Below are 18,697 nucleotides of genomic sequence, written 5' to 3' on the forward strand. Positions count from 1 at the left end.
CGGATTCTTCTGTGACCAGCATTGATCTCGGCACCGCCCCCGCTTCCGCGTTCGTTCCGGCCCCGGCGACGCCCTATCAGGGGGACATCGCCCGCTACTGGGACCACGAGGCCCGGCCGGTGAACCTGCGCCTCGGCGATGTGGACGGGCTCTACCACCACCACTACGGCATCGGGGACGTCGACCACGCGGCCCTCGGCGACACCGACGACGGCGAGTACGAGAAGAGGCTGATCGCCGAACTCCACCGCCTGGAGTCCGCGCAGACCAACGTGCTCCTCGACCACCTCGGCCCCATCGGGAACACGGACACGCTCGTGGACGCCGGCTGTGGTCGCGGCGGCTCGATGGTCATGGCCCACCAGCGGTTCGGATGCGACGTCGAAGGCGTCACCCTGTCGGCGAAGCAGGCCGAGTTCGCGAACCGGCGGGCCGGCGAGCTGGGCATCGAGCAGTCCGTCCAGGCCCGCGTCTGCAACATGCTCGACATGCCCTTCGAGACGGGCCGCGCCGCGGCCTCGTGGAACAACGAGTCGAGCATGTACGTCGACCTCCAGGACCTCTTCGCCGAGCACTCCCGCGTTCTCTCCGTCGGTGGCCGGTACGTGACGATCACCGGGTGCTGGAACCCCCGCTACGGCCAGCCCTCGAAGTGGGTCTCCCAGATCAACGCGCACTTCGAGTGCAACATCCACTCCCGTCGGGAGTACATGCGCGCCATGGCCGACAACCGGCTCGTACCGCAGGCCGTCGTCGACCTGACGGCCGCGACCCTGCCGTACTGGGAGGCTCGGGCCACCTCCTCCCTGGTCACCGGCATCGAGGAGGCGTTCATCAACTCCTACAAGGACGGCTCGTTCCAGTACCTCCTGATCGCGGCCGACCGCGTCTGAGGCCGACGCGGTGACGCCGCTTTGATCCGCGCGGCGCGCCGGGGTCGGTCTCCGATCCGCCCCAGGGGTCGGTCTCCTCCCCCTCTCGGGGGAGGAGACCGACCCCTGGGGCCGAGGTGAGGGGCCGCTCGGCTCACGAGACTGGCTCACATGAAGAGAGTGAACACAGCCCCCGGTGTGCCGCGTCGGGCCGTTCTGACCGCCTGTGCCGTGCCGCTGGTCACCCTGCCGTCGGGGCTGTGGCGCATCGCCCTGGTCGTCGGCGTGCCGGTGACCGTCGATCCCGTACGGACCGGCTGGGGCGCGCTGTACGTCGTCGCCCTCACGCTCGTCTCCGAGGCGTTCGCGCTGCTGACGCTGGGCCTGGTGCAGCCGTGGGGCGAAGTCGTCCCGCCGTGGATTCCGCTGATCGGCGGCCGTGCCGTGCACCCGCTCGCGGCGGTGGTCCCGGCCCTCCTGGGCGCGGCAGCGCTGTTCACGCTGAGCGGTCTGGTCGGTTGGGTACAGATCGCCCACCTCGCGGCGCACGAGCTCACCGAATCGGGTGTCCAGGACGCTCTTCTCATCGCCTGCTACGCCCCGCTCCTGGCCTGGGCGCCCCTGCTGACGGTGTCCGCACTCGCCTACCACCGGCGTCGCACGACCGCGCCCCCGCCGCCCCGGAGCGCGCCGGCGCATCGGTGAGCCCTGGGCGGCCGTGACCTGCGCCGGCCGTGCGGGATCCGGTGCCGCGAACGGGTGGACGGGCGAGAAGTGGGCACGGGCTGGGTGTGGACGATACGGAGAGCGGGACCGAGGGGACGCCGCGGCTGCTGCGGGGGCTGACCGTGGACGCGACCAGGCCGGAGCAGCCCGTGCTGCTCGACGGCGCCGGCAACCCGATCGAGACGTGGCGCGAGAACTACCCGTACGACCACAGGATCGGCCGGGCGGAGTACGAGCGGCGCAAGCGGGTTCTGCAGATCGAGATGCTGAAGTTGCAGCGTTGGGTCCGCGAGAGCGGCCGACGGCTGGTGGTGGTCTGCGAGGGCAGGGACGCGGCGGGCAAGGGCGGCACGATCAAGCGGTTCACCGAGCGGCTCAACCCCCGGGGGGCCCGGGTGGTCGCTCTCGGCACGCCCACCGAGACCGAATCGGGCCAGTGGTACTTCCAACGCTATGTCGCGCACCTTCCCGCGGCCGGGGAGATCGTCTTCTTCGACCGGTCCTGGTACAACCGGGCCGGCGTCGAGAGGGTCATGGGGTTCTGCGAGAAGGAGCAGTACCGGCTGTTCCTCCGCCAGTGCCCCGACTTCGAGCGGATGCTCGTGGAGGACGGGGTGTTGTTGGTCAAGTTCTGGTTCTCGGTCTCCCGGGCCGAGCAGCGCACGCGTTTCGCGATACGCCAGGTCGATCCGGTGCGTCAGTGGAAGCTCTCCCCCGTCGACCTCCAGTCACTGGACCGGTGGCACGACTACACGACCGCGAAGGTCGACATGTTCCGGGCCACCGACACCGTCCACGCGCCGTGGACGGTGGTGAAGAGCAACGACAAGCGGCGCGGCAGGCTTGAGGCCATGCGAAGTCTGCTCTCGCGGTTCGACTACGACAGCCGCGACCCGGACGCGATCGGCGAGCCCGACCCGCTGATCGTGGGGGCGGCGTGGACCCTGCTGGAGCCGGGTGAGGAGGACACCGACCTCTCCCCGACGCCGCTGTCCCGTCCGGGTGGCCGCAGGGGCGACCACCCGGACGGATGAGCCCGGGCCGCCCCTGGTGGCCGGCAGACCTGTCGACGGTCGGCGTCGGTGGCCTCGCATGTCGTGAACGGCGAGGAGCGTCGTGTGTGCCTACTGTCGGCAGGAAGGAGAGAGGCGGAGGTGTACGTCTCCGCGCGCACCACCGCCGACGCGAAGGGCCGCCTGGGATGAGCGAACACGAGGACGACCGCACCGCCCCCGACCGGGGCCACGATCGCCCGAACGGTGTGAGCGACGAGACGGTGGAGGCGCTGGGGGCCCTGTCCAAGGCGTTGGAGACGACGGAACGGGCCCGAGGCCACCTCTACGGCTTCCACCAGCTCACCGGAACGGCCGACTTCGAACTCGACGACGCCGTCCGTCTTCTGCACCTCGCGGGCCATCACCGCGAGGCGGAGGCGGTCCGGCGGGAGATTCTCGGGCGCAACGTCATCCCCGGCCACTGGACCTTCCAGATCATCGAGGCGTACGACGCGACGTACCACCGCCCCTTCGTCGAGCTGGAACAGCAGATCGTGCGCGACCTCGCACAGGGCCGGGACCACCTCTTCGAAGCCGAGCTGAAGGCGCGTCGCCGCACGACGGGCCATCCGGCCCACACCTCGGGGCCGAAGGAGCCGGGGACCGAATGAGCGGCGTCGTTCCCGCGATCGGAGGCCGCCGCGGGCCGCCGCGGTGGTCGTGACCGTCGCGGATGCCGGGGTGCGCGGGATGACCGAGGCTGGGAAGCCGACGGGACGTACCCGCCGTAACCAGACATGGAGGGCAGTCGTGGCTGCGCACGGAACCAACCCACCGCACCAGGTCGCTCCCGACATCGCGCCGACCGACACCCATCCGGCCGATGCCCATCACTCGCGCGTCACGCTCCGCGTCAACGGCTCTGATCACGTCCTCGACGTGGACCATCGCGTCACCCTCCTCGACGCCCTGCGGGAGCGGCTCGACCTCACCGGGTCCAAGAAGGGCTGCGACCACGGCCAGTGCGGTGCCTGCACCGTCCTCGTGGACGGTCGGCGCGCCAACGGCTGTCTGCTGCTCGCGGTGGCGCAGGACGGGGCGGAGATCACCACCGTCGAGGGACTCGTTCATGACGACGGCTCGCTGCACCCGCTCCAGGAGGCCTTCCTGGAGCACGACGCGTTCCAGTGCGGCTACTGCACCCCGGGCCAGCTCTGCTCCGCGCTCGGGGTGCTGCGGGAAGCCGCCGCCGGTCATCCCTCGCACGTGACCGAGCCGGCAACGGCGGCGTCGTCGACCGGCCCGGTCGTGCTCACCGCCGAAGAGGTCAGGGAACGGCTCAGCGGCAACCTCTGCCGCTGCGGGGCCTACAACGGGATCGTCGACGCCGTGGCGGACGTCTGCGCACGGCCCGCCCCGCCGAACAGCGCCACCGCGAGCGCCGCCCCGAGCGCCGCCCCGAGCCCGGAGGTGATCGTGTGAAGCCCTTCGCCTACGTCCGGGCCGGCAGTCTCCGGGAAGCCGCGGCCGCCTACGCGCGGCGCCCCGGCTCCCGCTACCTCGGCGGCGGCACCAACCTCGTCGACCTGATGAAGCACGGCGTCGAGACGCCGGGCACCCTCATCGACCTCACCCGGCTGCCCCTCCACGAGGTCGAGGAGCAGCCCTCGGGAGCGGTCCGCGTCGGAGCCCTCGTCCCCAACAGCGACCTGGCCGCGCATGCCCTCGTCCGATCCCGCTACCCCGCGCTCTCCCAGGCCCTGCTGGCCGGCGCGTCCGGACAGTTGCGCAATGTCGCCACCACCGGCGGGAACCTGCTCCAGCGCACCCGGTGCCCGTACTTCCAGGACGTGTCGAAACCCTGCAACAAGCGCGAGCCCGGCACCGGCTGCGGTGCCCGCGAGGGCGTGCACCGCGATCACGCCGTGCTGGGTCATTCGGAGCAGTGCATCGCCACGCACCCCTCCGACATGGCGGTGGCCCTCGCCGCGCTGGACGCCGAGATCGAGCTGTACGGGGGCGAGGAGGGGACCCGGAGGGTGGCGGCGACGGAGTTCCACCGGCTGCCCGGCGAGGAGCCCGAGCGGGACACCGTCATCCACCCGGGTGAGATCATCACCGCCGTGGTGCTGCCTCCCGTGCCCGCCGGAGCGGTCTCCCTGTACCGCAAGGCCCGCGACCGGGCCTCGTACGCCTTCGCACTGGCCTCGGTCGCCGCCGTGCTCGAACTCGACGACGGACGTGTCCGGCACGTCGCGCTCGCCTTCGGCGGTCTGGCCCACCGGCCCTGGCGTGCCACGATCGCCGAGGAGCGACTGATCGGCGCCGAGCCCTCGGACGCCGTCGTGCGGGAGGCCGTCGAGGCCGAGCTGGCCCGGGCCCGGCCGCTGCGCGACAACGCGTTCAAGGTGGCTCTGGCCCGGCGTCTCGCGTGCGACGCACTCGGCACCCTGATCCGTTCGGCCGATGGCCGGCCTCCCCTCCCCCGAACGCCTTGACCCGCCCGCACCGATCAGGAGAGGGAGTCGCCATGCGCCCCACCACCGCCCTCGGCAGCCCCGCCCCCCGGCGGGAGGGACGCGAGAAGGTCACGGGAGCCGCCCGCTACGCGGCCGAGCACACACCGCCCCGCTGCGCCTACGCCTGGCCGGTGCCCGCCACGATCGTGCGCGGTCGCGTCACGGCCGTCGACGACACGGCCGCCATGTCCCTGCCGGGCGTGATCGGTGTGCTGTCCCCGTACAACGCGCCCCGTCTGGGCCCGTCGGACGACCCGACCCTGCAACTGCTCCAGGACGTCCGGGTCCCCCACCGCGGCTGGTACGTGGCCGTCGCCGTCGCCGAGACACCGGAGGGCGCGCGGGCGGCCGCGTCCGCTCTCCGCATCACCTACGAGAGCGACCCGCACGACGTCACCCTCACCGCCGACCACCCGGACGCCTACACCCCCGAGGAGGCCAACGGCGGCCACCCCGCCCACCGGGAGCAGGGCGATCCGGACGCGGCGCTGTCGGCGGCGCCCGTGCAGGTCGATTGCGCCTACGCCGTGGCGCCGCTGCACAACCACCCCATGGAGCCGCACGCGGCGACCGCCGACTGGGACGCCGGGCGCGGGCACCTGACCGTCCACGACTCCTGTCAGGGCGGCGGTGCGGTGCGAACGGCCCTGGCAGGCTTGTTCGCGTTGCCCGAGGAGGACGTCACCGTCGTCTGCGAGCACGTGGGCGGCGGGTTCGGCTCCAAGGGCACGCCGCGCCCGCACGTGGTGCTGGCCGCCATGGCCGCGCGCCACTGCGACCGGCCCGTCAAACTGTCCCTTCCGCGCGGGCACCTGCCCGCGACGGTCGGTCACCGGGCGCCCACCCTGCACCGGATCCGGCTGGGCGCCCGCGCGGACGGAACGCTCACCGCGCTGACGCACGAGGTCACCACCCACACCTCCCGCGTCCGCGAGTTCGTGGAGCAGGCGGCCGTGCCGGCCCGTGTCATGTATGCGGTACCGGATGTCCGGACCACTCACCGCGCCGTCGCCCTGGACGTGCCCACCCCGTCCTGGATGCGGGCCCCCGGGGAGGCGCCGGGCATGTACGCCCTGGAGTCGGCCATGGACGAACTGGCCGACGCGCTCGGCATCGACCCGGTGGAGCTGCGCCTGCGCAACGAGCCCCCGACCGAGCCCGACAGCGGTCGGCCCTTCAGCAGCCGTCACCTGGTGGAATGCCTGCGCGAGGGCGTCGAGCGGTTCGGCTGGGCAGGCCGCGGCGATCCGTACCGGGACGGGCCGTTCCTCGTCGGGACGGGCATGGCCGCGGCCACGTATCCCGTGCTCATCGCCCCCTCGACCGCCCGCGCGCACGCCCGCCCGGACGGCCGATACCTCGTCGAGGTCAACGCCACCGACATCGGAACGGGCGCCCGCACGGTACTGGCGCAGGTGGCCGCCGACGCCCTGCGGGTACCGCTCGACTCCGTGTCGATCGCCATCGGACACACCGGCCTGCCCGCGGCCCCGCTCGCCGGCGGTTCCTCGGGCACCGGCTCCTGGGGATGGGCCGTGCACGACGCCTGCGCCGCCCTGACCGCGCGTCTGGAACGCCATCGGGGCCCCCTGCCGGACGAGGGGTTGTCCGCGTCGGCGGACACCACGCAATCGGCCAAGCAGAAGTCCCCCTACGCCCGGCACGCGTTCGGCGCGCACTTCGCCGAGGTGCGGGTGGACTCGGTCACCGGGGAGGTCCGGGTGAGCCGCCTGCTGGGTGTCTTCGCCGCGGGGCACATCCTCAATCCCCGCACCGCGCGTTCCCAGTTCAAGGGCGGCATGGTCATGGGGATCGGCATGGCGCTGACCGAACACAGCACCGTGGACCCGGCGTTCGGCGACTTCACCGAGAACGACCTGGCCGGCTACCACGTGCCGACGCACGCCGACGTGCCCGTCCTGGAGGCGCATTGGATCGACGAACACGACAAGCATCTGAATCCGATGGGCAGCAAGGGGATCGGCGAGATCGGGATCGTGGGGACCGCGGCCGCCATCGGGAACGCCGTGAGTCATGCCACGGGCCGGCGCCTGCGCGAACTCCCCCTGACGCCGGACCGCGTCCTGGCGGCACTCGATCGACGGGACTGAGACGGTCCACCGACGCAGTCGGGGGGTGCCCACCCGCCACGGGATGGGCACCCCCCGACTGCTTCGCGGGCCGGGCCGGTTCAGGCGGGACGGCCGCCGAACGGGGCCCCGGTGCCGTAGTACGTGCCCAGTTCCTCGTTGTAGCCCGCGTCGCCGAGGTGCTTGTCCCGGTGGAACTCGGGGGCGTTCTTGATCTGCTCCTTGGTCTGGTCGACGTGGATCTTCCGTTCCTCCACGTCGATCCGGCTGATCGTCCCGGCCGGCAGGAGGACCTCCTTGCCGAAGATCCAGGGGCCCGTGTCGACCACGAGGTACGAGGAACCGACCTCGTCGGAGTGCTTGTCCACCTTGCCGATGGAACCGTCCGCGGCCTCGACCTTGTACCCCGTCAGATCGGTACCGGCCGTTCGGCCGGACGTCTCGCGGTAACCCCACACGTTGTCGGACATGAGAACAACTCCTTCACACTCGTCGGTGGCGACGGCCGCCTCCTCCCGGAACCCCCGAGGCGTCGGGGGCTCGGAGCCCGCGAACCACGGGAACCGGAGCGGCGCGGATCCGTCGAAAGGGCGCCTGCCCGCAAAGATCCGGTCCACACGGGTGGTGGTCGGTCGTCACCCTCGACAGTCGGTCGGGACGGCCGCGGCCTGGGCGGGCCCGCGATCGGGTCCGGAGCGGGGAACGCGCCACATCGGCCAGAGGGTCGGGCCTCCGCCAGGCAGCCGGATCTCGCCGGTGACGCGGAAACCGAACGTCTCGTAGAAGGGGACGTTCGAGGCCTTGCTGGACTCCAGGTAGGCGGGTTCGCCGAGCCGGTCGCAGTGGGCCAACTGCTCGCGCACGAGGGCCGAACCCACTCCCGTGCCCTGGAACGCCGGGTCGGTTCCCAGGGTGGGCAGGTACCAGTGGGGCCCTTCCGGGTGGCTTTCGTGCAGGGTGTTCTCCACCTCGGCCGCTCGCCGCAACCCTCGGACGCCGAACGTGCGCGCGTAGCCGGGAAGGGCCGCGAGTTCCCGCGCCGAGGAGGGCTGCCAGCGGCCCGGACCCGACCACAGCGCCGCCGCCAGCAGTTCTCCCCCGCGCGTCGCGGCCACTCGGACGGCGCCGACGCGCGGGCGCTGCTGCCGCGAGATCAGCTTGAAGAAGCGGGCGGTCCTGCGCGCCCGATGGGACGGTTCGGGGAACATCCAGACCATGACCGGGTCGTCGGCGAAGGACCGGGCCAGGAGCGCGGCGACCGCGCCCGATTCGGTGGGGCGCGCGCACCGGATCCCGTACCCGGCGGCCGGCAGCACTGTACGTACGTTCATGGGGCCACGGTAGGCAGCGCGACCGGGCCGCCCCGCCGCGCTTCGACGGACACGCCGGACGTGCCTGCCGGACGGCCCCACAGCCGATCGACCGGCCGGAGGACGGTCTGCGGCGGTCCGCACGTAAGGGATTCGTCATCACCGCGGACACGCCGTGCGGGCCGTTGATCGCGTTGAATGCGGTGAGACGGATGAACAGTGATCATGACGAGGGAGCGGCAGTGGGAGACAGGAAGCGGCGCGGACGGCTGATCGCCGGGGCACTGATCGTGGCCGGCGCGGTGCTGGGGATCGGGCTGTACTGGCTCCAGCCGTGGAAGCTCTGGCAGAACGAGACCGTCAGCGAGGCGCTCCCGACGGCGGCCCCCACGAGCTCCCCCGCCACCGGCGGCGGAGGCGGCACCGGTCCGCGAACCCTCGCCCAGGGCTCGCTGATCAGCCACGAGCACACCACGACGGGCACGGCGAAGCTCATCGGCCTCCCCGACGGCTCCCGCACGCTCCGCCTGGAGAACCTCGACACCAGCAACGGTCCCGACCTTCGGGTCTGGCTGACCGACGCCCCGGTCAAGGAGGGGGTGGGCGGCTGGCGCGTGTTCGATGACGGCAAGTACGTCAGCCTGGGCAAGCTCAAGGGCAACAAGGGTGACCAGAACTACGTGATCCCCGCGGGGCTGAACCTCTCCGACTACAGCAGCGTCACCATCTGGTGCGACCGCTTCGACGTCTCCTTCGGGGCGGCCGAGCTGGCCGGGACCTGACCGCCGTCGCACTCGGGCGCCCCGCTCCGTGCCGGGCGCGCCCTCCGCGGTGAAACCCGGCCTTCCGGGTAACGGAAGGGGAGACCAGCCGCAACGCACGGAGGAGAAGAGAACCATGGCGTCTTCATTGCTCGAAGCTGTCGACATCAAGGCACCGGTCGCGGTGAGTTGGGCGCTCTGGAAGGACGTCGAGCGCTGGCCTTCCTTCCTCAGTCACGTCAAGCACGTCGAGCGCATCGACTCGTGCACGTTCGCCTGGCAGGTGTCGCTGCCGGGAGCGGACAAGACCTTCGTGGCGGAACTCACCGAGGTGATACCGCAGGAGCGCATCGCCTGGCGTACGACGGAGGGGGTCCACCACGCCGGTGTGGTCACCTTCCACCGGCTCAGCGACACGGAGAGCCGGGTGACCCTTCAGATCGAGTACGACCCGAAGGGTTTCGTGGAGCGGCTGGGCGCGCTCACCAACCTCGACTCGACCCTGGCCAACTACGACTTGGGCGAGTTCCAGCGGATGGCCGAGCAAGGGGCCTGAGCCTGACCGGGCGAGGGAGCCACGAAGCGAGGCCCACCAACCGGCGGACACCCGATCCGACCGCGCGGCGGATGTGCCCGTCCGGAGTAGAGGAGGACCGATACTTCAGGTCGGGTGTCGGGCCATTGGGGTGATCTGGCATTGCCTGTGGGGCTCTTGGAGCGTTCTCGGGTCGGACGCGGCACCGTTCGTGACGCGTCGTTCCGATATCCATGGGAGTCATCATGCGCATGCGTTCCGCTCTGACCGCGACCGTTCTCGCCGCCGGCATTCTGCTGGGTGGTGCCGGGGCCGCCCTGGCGAACGGCGGGGGCATCGAGGGTGAGTACTTCTCCGGAGGCGCGTCGCGGTTCCAGTCCGACTGCTCTTCGGCCGCGGCGATCCCGGCGCGTGTGGGACCGGTCTTCACCCAGGCGTGTGCGGTCGAGGCCGAGCGCGAGCACGCCGAGTTCGGCCACTTCACCGGCTTCGGTCACTGACCCGCAAGAACTCCGGGGGCCCCGCCGACGGCGGGGCCCCCGACGTGACGGTCTCGCGCGGCATCCGAATCCCACGCGGAACCGCGTCCGCGGGCCCGGCCGTCACAGGTCGACCGGGACACCGGGTCCCACGGGCACCGCGACGCACACACCATGGGTGACGGCCCGGTCACTGTCGCGCACGGGCGGTTTCCCGGGCAGCGTGCACCGTTGCCACCGGGGCCGGCAGGCGGGCAAAGGCCCCGTCGGCAGCGGTCCGGTCGAGCCCAGGGTGCCGCGGTGAACACTCCCCCGCACCCTGGAGACATGGCTACAGACGGACTGCGTGTGATCGTGGACCCGCCCGACGAGCACGGCGGACGTCGGGTCCTCATCGACGGGAAGGTCCTCGGCACCGCTCTCGGGCCCGCCGATGTGCTCGAATTGCTGCGCCGGGCCGGGCTGGACCCCGACGAGGTCGCCCCCTACGGGGCGGGCCTCATCGAGTGGCAGGGGGGCGGCCCCGCGGAATGGGGCGCACGCTGAGGGCTCTCCCGCAATCCCCGGGCGCGCGCAACGCCGGCCACGGCACCCCGCCGACTGTCGGAACCCACAACCGATCCCCGGCCGCCCGTGTGCGAGCGTTCGAGGCACCCGGTATGGTCCAGATATGTGCGATCCGCCCGCATCATGGGCGATGTCCGGCCGGTCCCGCGTGGATGGCGGCAGAGGAACGCGATCACATGGCCCATCACACCCACAGCCCGCGCGGCACGGGTCCCCTGGACGGTGACCCGGAGAGCCGCCGGTCCTCCGCCCCGCGACGGTGCGCCCCCCGCACGCGCCCCGCCGGCACGTTCACCGGAGCGAGCGGCGCCGCCACCGCGGCGGCTCTCGCCCTGGTCGTACTGGCAGGGGTCGGAGCGGCCGCGGCGCCGAGCCGCACCGACGCGTACGGCCTCCCCGGAGGCCCGGCGCGCAACCCTTCGGCCACCGCGTCCACCCCCTCTGCCCCGCCGCGGTTCGTGCCCGGTCCGTGTCCGGAGACGACCGAGCCGGTCGCCGCGCTCGACCACGCCCGGTGCGGTTTCCTGGAGGTCCCCGAGAACCGTGCGCGCCCCGGCGGTCGCACCATCCGACTGGCCGTCGCCGTCATTCCCGCCGCATCGGCGAAACCCGCCGCCGACCCGGTGGTGTACATGGCGGGCGGTCCCGGGGGCGATGCGTTCGACGACATCCCCTTCCTGGTCGAGGCGGGTCTCAATCGCGACCGCGAGCTGATCGTGATGGCCCAGCGCGGGAACCTCCACTCGCAACCGAACCTGGCCTGCCCCGAGATCGACCGGTTCTCCGGCCAGGCGGTGGGTCTCGGTTACGACTCGCCGTCCACGCGTCGCCTCCAACTGCGCGCGACGAAGGAGTGCAGGGACCGTCTCGCGGCCGACGGCGCCGACCTGGCTGCCTACAACACCCTGGAGAACGCGACCGACTTCGCCGATCTGCGCACGGCCCTGGGCATCCGTCAATGGAACGTCTACGCGTACTCCTACGGCACCGACCTGGCCCTCACCTACATGCGCGACCATCCCGGGGGGATCAGATCGGTGACGCTCGACTCCGTCACACCACCGCAGACCGTGAACCTGCCGTGGACGTGGAGCAGCGCCCAGGAGGGCATAGGCGCCATCTTCCGCGCGTGCGAGGCGGAACCGAAGTGCAAGAGCCGCTACCCGAACCTCCCTCGTACGCTCGCTCAGCAGGTGAGCAGGCTGGAGGCGCGACCGATGACGCTCGACGCCTCGCCACCCGGCGGCGGGAAGCCCGTGAAGGTGGTCCTCGACGGGGGTGCGCTGCTGAACCTGCTGGTCTCCAACTCCGTGCCCGCCGCCGACGTCCCGGCGGCGCTCGACGAGCTCGCCCGCGGCCGCCCTGAACGGTTCGCCCGGGCACGCGCGGCCGGTGCGCATCCCGCCGTCGGCGAGACGGCGCACGGTCTGACGGAGTCGGTGGCGTGCGGCGAATGGGTGCCTGGGCACTCGGAGTCCGACGTGTTGAGGGCGGGGCGCCGGGCCTTCCCCGGTTGGCCGGACACGGTCCTCGCCCAAGCGCCGCAACTTCCCTTCCAACACGAGGTGTGCGGTGTCTGGAAGGTGCCCGATCGCACCGCGTCCCAGCGGGTGGCTCCGGTCAGCTCGATTCCCACGCTCGTGGTCTCGGGGACGTACGACGCGAAGACCGGGGCGAGTTGGGGTGCTCGTACGGCGAAGACCCTGTCCCGCTCGACCGTCGTGCGGATCCCCGGCATCGGGCACTTCGTCGTCCCGCAGTCGCCGTGCGCGCAGGAGGTGCTGGCCTCCTTCCTCGCCCGTCCCACCGCGCCCGACACGAGCTGTGTGGCGAACCTCAAGCCGAAGCCGTTCACGATCGTCCCGAGGTGACCGGGAGGCCCGATGACACCGAACGACGCGCTCCGCCGCAGCCGCACCGCCCCGCGACACCCGGCCGTGGCGGCCGGGTTGGCGGCCGGCGTCCTCGTCGCCGGCCTGGTGGTGGCGCCCGCCGCCCAGGCGGCCGGCAGTGACCTCGCCACCGGCTTCGCGGCGGGAGCGGCGATCGGTACGGCCGCCCGCGCGGCGGGCGACGCACGGTACGAGCCGGGCCCCTGCCCGAAGACTCCCGATCCGATCCCCGCGCTCAAGGGGGCGCGGTGCGGAACGCTCACGGTCCCCGAGAACCGCGGCAAGCCGGACGGGCGAAAGATCGGCCTCGGTGTCGCGATCGTGGCGGCGGCCGCGAGCACTCCGAAAGCCGACCCGATCGTCTGGTTCGCCGGAGGGCCCGGCGACGACGCCGTCGGAGAGGCGCAGATGGCGATCGACGGCGGGCTGAACCGCGACCGGGACGTGATCTTCATGTCGCAGCGGGGAACCTACTCGGCCGACCCGGCACTGCCCTGCCCCGTCGTCGACGAGTTCACCGCACGCTCGGTGGGCCTCGTCTACAACGCTCCCTCCACCGGGCGCATGCACGTCGACGCGACGCGGACCTGCCGCGATCAGTTGGCGGGCCGAGGCGCTGACCTCGCCGCCTACGACAGCACCGAGAGCGCCGCCGACTACGCGGATCTGCGCGTCGCGCTGGGCCTGGCGCAGTGGAACGTGTTCGGCATCTCCTACGGCACCGACCTGGCCCTCGTCTACCTGCGGGAGCACCCGGAGGGAATCCGGTCCGTCGGCCTCGACGGCATCCTGCCGCCGTCCACGGCCGGACCCGCGCTCACCTGGGCGAGCGCCCGCGAAGGCTTCGACGGACTGTTCCGGGCGTGCGCGCGCGAGCCCGCGTGCAACCGCCGCTACCCGAACCTGTCGGACACCTTCGAGGGGCTCGTCCGCCGGCTCGAAGCCCGTCCGATCACCACCACGGTCACGGTGCCCGGCCGCGCGGAGCCGGTGAAGGTCGTACTGGACGGCGGGGCACTGGTGAACTGGCTGACGTCCGCCACCCACCTCGCGGCCGGCGTGCCCCGTTCCCTCGACGAACTCGCCCATGGCAAGCCGCAGCGGATCGCCGAGCAGTGGGCGGGCGGCAAGGTCAGCCCCAAGGCCATCGGAAGGATCTCCCAGGGGCTCGCCTACGGCGTCTTCTGTCGCGAGTGGGTGCCCTTCGAGAGCGAGGCCGACGTACTGCGCGCGGGGCGGGAGGCCTTCCCCTCGTTCCCCCGCTCGGTCCTGGCCCAGGGACCTCAACTCCCCTTCATCCATGCGGACTGCGCCGCCTGGAACGTTCCCGCCGCGCCTCGCTCGATCCGGGACGTGACGCGGAGCGATGTCCCGACCCTCGCGATGTCGGCCGGGTTCGACGCCCAGACCGGGGCGGACAACGGCCCGTACGTCGCCCGCACACTGAGCCGGGCCACCGTCGTCACCATCCCCTACGTCGCCCACGTGGCCTTCGCGGCGTCCCCGTGCGCACAGGAGATCACCCTCTCGTTCTTCGACGCCCCGACCGCGCCGAAGACCGGATGCGTCGCCGACGCCGAACCGCCCGAGTTCGAGATCGCACCGAAGAACTGACCGGGTCGATCGTCCCTTGCCCGCGGTGGTCCACCGCCCTGCCCGGCCACCGCCCCCGACCTGCGTGAATACGTGCGCTTCGGCCGCCGGATCGTTCCGTACCACGCGGGCTCTTCGGGGCCGCAAGCCCTTTCCGACGACGCGACCCCCGTACCCGCCGATTCCGGCCAACCTCTCCCGCGGCGACGCCCGGGAGCCCGACGGCACCCGAACACGATCAGCTGCCACGCCAAGGGGACCGTCACCACGAGGTCGGCCAGATCCCGCTGCTCCCGCCGCCGGCCTGCGCTCTACTCACTCCCTCCGGTTCCCCGCGACCACGCGACCGCCCCGCCGCACACGGCGCGGGCGGGTCGACTTTCCCTGCGCGGACACGGGCGAACCGGCCTCCAAGGAAACCTGGTCGAAGGGGAATCTAGATGTCCGAGCAGCAGGTCGAGACAGAGAAAGCCGCCGCGCCACCGCCCCCTCCGGAGTTCACGTACACCTGGGGCCGGCACAACGAGACCATGGAGGCGCTGTCGCTCGGGCAGATGGCCCGCCGCGTTCCCTCCGCCCTCCGGCAGACCGCACGGCTCGCCCTCGCCGTGAACCGCACCGCCTTCCACGTGCTGATCGCCGCCCAGGTCCTCGGCGGGATCTGCACGGCGGCGGCCCTCGCGGCGGTCTCCCGCGCGATGGTGCCGCTCCTGGCCGGGGACGGTGTCCGGGAACGGATCTCGGACGCGCTCTGGCCGCTGGTCATCGCCGCTGCGATGACCGCGCTCGGCGCGCTGGCCTCCCTCGCCTCCGGCAGCGCGGCGCGGCGCCTCAATCCCGGCATGGCGACCCTCGCCGACCTCGCCATGGTCGACGCGCACATGGACGTCGAACTCGCCGCTTACGACGCTCCCGACTTCACCGAGCGGTCGGAGGCCGCCGAGACCGGCTCCGCCCGCTCCGCCATGCTCCTCCAGGATGCCCTCGGGTTCACCGGTGGCCTGATCGACATGATCGCCGTGGCGTCCGTGCTCGCCGTGGTCCACCCCGTCCTGTTGCCGCTGCTCCTGCTGTCGGTGGTGCCCCGCGGGCTCGGATCGGTGTACGCCGCACGGCTCGACTACCGCCTCCACAACCAGACGATCGCCTCGCGCAACATCAAGCACATGATGCGCTGGCACCTGACCACGCCGAAGCTCGCCGACGAGCTGCGCGGCAACAGCATGCGGCCGTACGCCCACCACTGGTACGCGGCCGTCTGTGAGCGGATCGACTCCAGGATGGTCGCCTCCGCGCCCCGGTACCTCGTGGTTCACCTGATCGCCGCCGCCGCCTCCGGTGTCTTCGTCGTGGCGACCTACGGTGCGCTGGCCGGGCTCGTCGTCGGCGGGTACATGGCCCTCGCGGCGGCAGGCACGGCGATCGTCGCGATGCGGACGTCCACCGCGGCCCTCTCCCAGCTCGTCGTCTACGGGGCGGCCATGTTCCAGCACGCGCTCTACCTCGGTGACTACACCGCCTTCGTGGAGGAGGCCGCCGAGAAGTCCGGCCCGCGCGGCCCCAGGTGATGGAGGCCGCTCCGGAGAAGATCCGGTTGGAGGAGGCCGGTTACACCTACCCCGGCAAGGACAGCCCGGCGCTCGGGCCGATCTCCCTCACCCTCTCGCGGGGCGAGGTCGTCGCCGTGATCGGGGAGAACGGCGCGGGCAAGTCCACCCTGATCCGTCTGCTGACCTCACTGACGGCACCGACCTCCGGCACCGTGGCCTGGGACGGCGTCCCGACCTCGGATGCCGACCAGCGCAGCGCCTGGCGACACGTCGGCCTCGTCACCCAGTCGTACGGGTACTGGCCGTTCTCCGCGCGGGAGAACATCACGCTCGGCCGGCCCGATCCGCGCGGCGAACAGGCCGTGTGGGAGGCCCTGGACGCCGTGGGCATGCGGACGGCCGTCGAGGAGTTCCCGAACGGCCTGGACACCCTCCTGGCCCGCTCGTTCTGGGGCGGGCACGAGCCCTCCGGCGGTCAGTGGCAACGGCTCGCGTGTGGGCGCGCGTTCCACCGGAAGCCGGGTTTGCTGGTCATGGACGAGCCGACGAGCGCGATGGATCCGCGGGGGGAGCACATGGTGTTCTCGGGCCTGCGGGATATGAAGCAGGACCGGATCACGGTGATCGTCACGCACCGATTGGAGAACTGCCGTCTGGCCGACCGCATCGTCGTCCTGGACGGGGGCCGGATCGTGGAACAGGGTTCCTTCGACGAGCTCGCGAACCTGGACGGGGGCAGGTTCCACGAGTTGTACGCACTCTCCCTGGACCGCTGACATCGTGAGGTGTCGCCCCCGGGTCCGCGGAGCGGCAGCCTGACGCCGCCCGTGTTCCGATCCGCCACGCAGGGCGGACGGAGCACGGGCGGGGCCCCTCCACCACACCGATCCACCACACCGCCGAGCCGATCAGGGGCGACCGGGGTCCGCGACCGCGCCGGCCCGGCTGGGCTCCGGGGCCGACTGCTGGAGTTCGGCGAGGAGTTCGCTCTGCCCCACCAGCAGCTCGGTCAGGATGCGGCGAGCCGCGCGGAGGAGATCGGCGACGTCACCGCCGGCCAGGGCGTAGCTGACGGTCGAGCCGTCGCGGATCGAGACGACGATGCCCGAGCGGCGCAGGACGCCCAGTTGTTGGGAGAGGTTGGATGCCTCTATGTCGATCTCGGCCAGGAGTTCGCGTACGGGCATCGGTCCGCTCTGCAGGAGTTCGAGAACGCGGATACGGACGGGGTGCCCGAGCATCCGGAAGAACTCGGCCTTCGCCTGGTACAGAGGGACCTGGATTCCCACGAATGCTCCTGCTGTCGAGGGGACATGGGGGCGGCCGGCGGAACGGCCCCGCCGGTCTCCAGCCTTCCGCCCGGCGGGCCCACGCGCGCCACGTATGAACGGTTTCGGATGTGCCGAGTTGAAGATCTCTTCAACTCATGGGCATGCGTGAGCCCTTGAACACCGCCGGTTAGAGCTCCAGCGCTTCCTCGATGCGCTTGAGCTGGTGGCGGGCCATGGCCAGGTTGGAGTTGCGCTTGTCGAGGACCACGTACAGGAACAGACCGTTGGTCCCGCGGCCCTTCAGCAGCCGGATCAGGTGGTACTGGCTGCCGAGGGTGATCAGCAGGTCCTCGATGTCGTCCTGTAAACCCAGCATCTCCATGGTGCGGTTCTTGGCACGGATGACGTCCGTGTTGCCGGCGGCGGCGACCAACAGGTCAAGGTCCTTGCCACCGCCCAGGGTTCCCAGGGCCATACCGCTGGTGTAGTCGACCAGCGCGACACCCAGCGCCCCCTCGATCGAGGTCATCGTCTCCTTCAAGGAGACTTCCACATTCGCCATCGTCGCCCACTCCCTCACTGCTCTTCGCCGATGCGTCGACGCCCGGCACCCGCGTGGTCGCCCACCGCGGCACCGGGCCGTTTGCGCTCACCACGCTAGTGATCGTTCGCGGCGACGGGGGCGGAACGGAGCGTTTGGCGCGATTTCCCCCTTCGCCCCGGTCCGGGGTTCAGCGCAGACCGATGGTGAACGAGGCGCGGTAGCCGGCCCCGTCGGCGATCGGGCCGAGCGTCAGCAGCTCGCCCTTGGCCGCGAAGCGGTCGTCACGGGTGTTGGGGTGGGCCGGGGCCTTCCGGCGGGAGTACGGGTCACGGCGGTAGACCTGCCGCAACAGGTCCTCGGGCAGGAAGAGTTGGGTGGCTGCCTCCGTGCGCGCGTCGGGGTGCACCTTGACGTGGACGTGCGGGGCGATGTGCGCGTACCAGCCGGGCACGATCGTCCGGAAGGACACCTTGCCGGAGCCGTCGGTGCGTTGGGTGCCGCGCAGGAACGTGGCACCGTCGGCCGAGTACTTCCCGAGGGCGTCCGCCTGCCAGACGTCCACGGCGATGCCGGCCAGGGGTCTGCATCCCCGCGCGGTCCGCACCACGGTCAGGTCCAGGTGCAAGGGCACGCCGCCGCGGTCCTCCACGATGTCCGAGCGGACCTGCGCATCGGGCACGTAGTAGGGGCCTTCACCGGACTCCGGCGACAGGACGCAGGCGGGGACGGTCGTGGACGCGGTCGCCGTGCCCGCCGCGGAGGTCACCGGTACGGCCGCGACCCGGTCGGACGACCCGGCCTTCGACGTGCTGCCCGCGCAGCCCGAGGCGAGGGCCGCGACACCGGCCGAACCGGCGGCCAGCAGGACCGCGCGACGGCTCGTCGAGAAGGGATCGGAATCGGCCATGGGACACCCCCGGGCAGGCTCGTGGACGGCTCCACCCTGCCCCACCCCCGGCCTCGACGCCGCCCGCCTCACTCGAAGAGCCACCC

General features: G+C 71.8%; 20 protein-coding genes. 15 read left to right on the plus strand and 5 right to left on the minus strand.

Annotated features, from left to right (window positions below):
* Positions 1 to 11 precede the first annotated feature (11 nt).
* From ACQEVM_RS19075 to ACQEVM_RS19105, 7 genes are all read left to right on the plus strand, one after another.
* On the plus strand, positions 12 to 893 hold the full coding sequence (locus ACQEVM_RS19075) for a geranyl diphosphate 2-C-methyltransferase (protein WP_433080597.1): 882 nt from the start codon (positions 12 to 14) through the stop codon (positions 891 to 893).
* A 150-nt stretch (positions 894 to 1,043) separates the two neighbouring features.
* The gene (locus tag ACQEVM_RS19080; protein WP_433080599.1) at positions 1,044 to 1,577 is read left to right on the plus strand and encodes a hypothetical protein; all 534 of its coding nucleotides are present in this window, start codon (positions 1,044 to 1,046) and stop codon (positions 1,575 to 1,577) included.
* An 86-nt stretch (positions 1,578 to 1,663) separates the two neighbouring features.
* Positions 1,664 to 2,632 carry a polyphosphate kinase 2 gene (ppk2, locus tag ACQEVM_RS19085; RefSeq protein ID WP_433080601.1) on the plus strand — a complete coding sequence of 323 codons (969 nt, stop codon included), beginning with the start codon at positions 1,664 to 1,666 and terminating at the stop codon, positions 2,630 to 2,632.
* A 167-nt stretch (positions 2,633 to 2,799) separates the two neighbouring features.
* Positions 2,800 to 3,264, plus strand: a complete 465-nt coding sequence (locus ACQEVM_RS19090) for a hypothetical protein (protein ID WP_433080603.1) — start codon at positions 2,800 to 2,802, stop codon at positions 3,262 to 3,264.
* Positions 3,265 to 3,448: 184 nt separating this feature from the next.
* A complete protein-coding gene (locus tag ACQEVM_RS19095; RefSeq protein WP_433085259.1) occupies positions 3,449 to 4,075 on the plus strand; it encodes a 2Fe-2S iron-sulfur cluster-binding protein in 627 nt (208 codons plus the stop codon).
* Entirely contained in the window at positions 4,072 to 5,091 is a 1,020-nt protein-coding gene (locus ACQEVM_RS19100) for an FAD binding domain-containing protein (RefSeq protein WP_433080605.1), read from the plus strand. The genes ACQEVM_RS19095 and ACQEVM_RS19100 overlap by 4 nt, the downstream gene beginning before the upstream one ends.
* Before the next feature lie 32 nt (positions 5,092 to 5,123).
* On the plus strand, positions 5,124 to 7,223 hold the full coding sequence (locus tag ACQEVM_RS19105; protein ID WP_433080607.1) for a xanthine dehydrogenase family protein molybdopterin-binding subunit: 2,100 nt from the start codon (positions 5,124 to 5,126) through the stop codon (positions 7,221 to 7,223).
* Positions 7,224 to 7,303: 80 nt separating this feature from the next.
* Here the strand turns inward: ACQEVM_RS19105 and ACQEVM_RS19110 are convergent, their stop codons facing one another.
* Positions 7,304 to 7,672, minus strand: a complete 369-nt coding sequence (locus tag ACQEVM_RS19110; protein ID WP_433080609.1) for a PRC-barrel domain-containing protein — start codon at positions 7,670 to 7,672, stop codon at positions 7,304 to 7,306.
* A 165-nt stretch (positions 7,673 to 7,837) separates the two neighbouring features.
* Positions 7,838 to 8,533 carry a GNAT family N-acetyltransferase gene (locus ACQEVM_RS19115; protein WP_433080611.1) on the minus strand — a complete coding sequence of 232 codons (696 nt, stop codon included), beginning with the start codon at positions 8,531 to 8,533 and terminating at the stop codon, positions 7,838 to 7,840.
* 191 nt (positions 8,534 to 8,724) lie between these two features.
* Between ACQEVM_RS19115 and ACQEVM_RS19120 the strand changes: the two genes are divergently transcribed.
* The 8 genes from ACQEVM_RS19120 (at position 8,725) to ACQEVM_RS19155 (ending at position 16,665) form a co-directional block, all read left to right on the plus strand.
* Positions 8,725 to 9,294: a DM13 domain-containing protein gene (locus tag ACQEVM_RS19120; protein WP_433080613.1), complete on the plus strand. Its 570-nt coding sequence runs from the start codon at positions 8,725 to 8,727 to the stop codon at positions 9,292 to 9,294.
* Between the two features lie 115 nt (positions 9,295 to 9,409).
* Positions 9,410 to 9,829 carry an SRPBCC family protein gene (locus tag ACQEVM_RS19125; protein WP_433080615.1) on the plus strand — a complete coding sequence of 140 codons (420 nt, stop codon included), beginning with the start codon at positions 9,410 to 9,412 and terminating at the stop codon, positions 9,827 to 9,829.
* Between the two features lie 230 nt (positions 9,830 to 10,059).
* Positions 10,060 to 10,308 (plus strand): hypothetical protein, encoded by a 249-nt coding sequence (locus ACQEVM_RS19130; protein WP_433080617.1) that lies wholly within the window; start codon positions 10,060 to 10,062, stop codon positions 10,306 to 10,308.
* Between the two features lie 306 nt (positions 10,309 to 10,614).
* Positions 10,615 to 10,833 (plus strand): hypothetical protein, encoded by a 219-nt coding sequence (locus tag ACQEVM_RS19135; protein ID WP_433080619.1) that lies wholly within the window; start codon positions 10,615 to 10,617, stop codon positions 10,831 to 10,833.
* A gap of 197 nt (positions 10,834 to 11,030) precedes the next feature.
* Positions 11,031 to 12,725 carry an alpha/beta fold hydrolase gene (locus ACQEVM_RS19140; protein ID WP_433080621.1) on the plus strand — a complete coding sequence of 565 codons (1,695 nt, stop codon included), beginning with the start codon at positions 11,031 to 11,033 and terminating at the stop codon, positions 12,723 to 12,725.
* A 12-nt stretch (positions 12,726 to 12,737) separates the two neighbouring features.
* Positions 12,738 to 14,360: an alpha/beta fold hydrolase gene (locus ACQEVM_RS19145; RefSeq protein ID WP_433080623.1), complete on the plus strand. Its 1,623-nt coding sequence runs from the start codon at positions 12,738 to 12,740 to the stop codon at positions 14,358 to 14,360.
* A gap of 419 nt (positions 14,361 to 14,779) precedes the next feature.
* Complete coding sequence (locus tag ACQEVM_RS19150) at positions 14,780 to 15,907, plus strand: hypothetical protein (protein ID WP_433080625.1); 1,128 nt, start codon at positions 14,780 to 14,782, stop codon at positions 15,905 to 15,907.
* The gene (locus ACQEVM_RS19155) at positions 15,907 to 16,665 is read left to right on the plus strand and encodes an ATP-binding cassette domain-containing protein (protein WP_433080627.1); all 759 of its coding nucleotides are present in this window, start codon (positions 15,907 to 15,909) and stop codon (positions 16,663 to 16,665) included. Before ACQEVM_RS19150 ends, ACQEVM_RS19155 begins: the two co-directional genes overlap by 1 nt.
* A gap of 132 nt (positions 16,666 to 16,797) precedes the next feature.
* On the opposite strand, the gene ACQEVM_RS19160 is transcribed toward ACQEVM_RS19155, so the two are convergent.
* The 3 genes from ACQEVM_RS19160 to ACQEVM_RS19170 form a co-directional block, all read right to left on the minus strand.
* On the minus strand, positions 16,798 to 17,172 hold the full coding sequence (locus ACQEVM_RS19160) for an ArsR/SmtB family transcription factor (RefSeq protein ID WP_433085261.1): 375 nt from the start codon (positions 17,170 to 17,172) through the stop codon (positions 16,798 to 16,800).
* Between the two features lie 175 nt (positions 17,173 to 17,347).
* The gene (locus tag ACQEVM_RS19165; protein ID WP_053683000.1) at positions 17,348 to 17,722 is read right to left on the minus strand and encodes a hypothetical protein; all 375 of its coding nucleotides are present in this window, start codon (positions 17,720 to 17,722) and stop codon (positions 17,348 to 17,350) included.
* A 169-nt stretch (positions 17,723 to 17,891) separates the two neighbouring features.
* Positions 17,892 to 18,611 (minus strand): intradiol ring-cleavage dioxygenase, encoded by a 720-nt coding sequence (locus ACQEVM_RS19170; RefSeq protein WP_433080629.1) that lies wholly within the window; start codon positions 18,609 to 18,611, stop codon positions 17,892 to 17,894.
* Positions 18,612 to 18,697: the final 86 nt, after the last annotated feature.

Origin of the sequence: Streptomyces sp. CA-243310 (genome assembly GCF_050936775.1) — a bacterium.
In the GTDB taxonomy this organism is placed as follows: Bacteria; Actinomycetota; Actinomycetes; order Streptomycetales; family Streptomycetaceae; genus Streptomyces.

What these genes read in the sequence shown, in the direction of transcription:
- ACQEVM_RS19155 (WP_433080627.1), top strand. Translation starts at nt 15,907, where the DNA reads ATGGAGGCCGCTCCGGAGAAGATCCGGTTGGAGGAGGCCGGTTACACC.
- ACQEVM_RS19150 (WP_433080625.1), top strand. Translation starts at nt 14,780, where the DNA reads ATGTCCGAGCAGCAGGTCGAGACAGAGAAAGCCGCCGCGCCACCGCCC.
- ACQEVM_RS19115 (WP_433080611.1), bottom strand. Translation starts at nt 8,533, where the DNA reads ATGAACGTACGTACAGTGCTGCCGGCCGCCGGGTACGGGATCCGGTGC.
- ACQEVM_RS19165 (WP_053683000.1), bottom strand. Translation starts at nt 17,722, where the DNA reads ATGGCGAATGTGGAAGTCTCCTTGAAGGAGACGATGACCTCGATCGAG.
- ACQEVM_RS19140 (WP_433080621.1), top strand. Translation starts at nt 11,031, where the DNA reads ATGGCCCATCACACCCACAGCCCGCGCGGCACGGGTCCCCTGGACGGT.
- ACQEVM_RS19125 (WP_433080615.1), top strand. Translation starts at nt 9,410, where the DNA reads ATGGCGTCTTCATTGCTCGAAGCTGTCGACATCAAGGCACCGGTCGCG.
- ACQEVM_RS19110 (WP_433080609.1), bottom strand. Translation starts at nt 7,672, where the DNA reads ATGTCCGACAACGTGTGGGGTTACCGCGAGACGTCCGGCCGAACGGCC.
- ACQEVM_RS19145 (WP_433080623.1), top strand. Translation starts at nt 12,738, where the DNA reads ATGACACCGAACGACGCGCTCCGCCGCAGCCGCACCGCCCCGCGACAC.
- ACQEVM_RS19120 (WP_433080613.1), top strand. Translation starts at nt 8,725, where the DNA reads ATGAACAGTGATCATGACGAGGGAGCGGCAGTGGGAGACAGGAAGCGG.
- ACQEVM_RS19090 (WP_433080603.1), top strand. Translation starts at nt 2,800, where the DNA reads ATGAGCGAACACGAGGACGACCGCACCGCCCCCGACCGGGGCCACGAT.
- ACQEVM_RS19105 (WP_433080607.1), top strand. Translation starts at nt 5,124, where the DNA reads ATGCGCCCCACCACCGCCCTCGGCAGCCCCGCCCCCCGGCGGGAGGGA.
- ACQEVM_RS19135 (WP_433080619.1), top strand. Translation starts at nt 10,615, where the DNA reads ATGGCTACAGACGGACTGCGTGTGATCGTGGACCCGCCCGACGAGCAC.
- ACQEVM_RS19130 (WP_433080617.1), top strand. Translation starts at nt 10,060, where the DNA reads ATGCGTTCCGCTCTGACCGCGACCGTTCTCGCCGCCGGCATTCTGCTG.
- ACQEVM_RS19080 (WP_433080599.1), top strand. Translation starts at nt 1,044, where the DNA reads ATGAAGAGAGTGAACACAGCCCCCGGTGTGCCGCGTCGGGCCGTTCTG.
- ACQEVM_RS19170 (WP_433080629.1), bottom strand. Translation starts at nt 18,611, where the DNA reads ATGGCCGATTCCGATCCCTTCTCGACGAGCCGTCGCGCGGTCCTGCTG.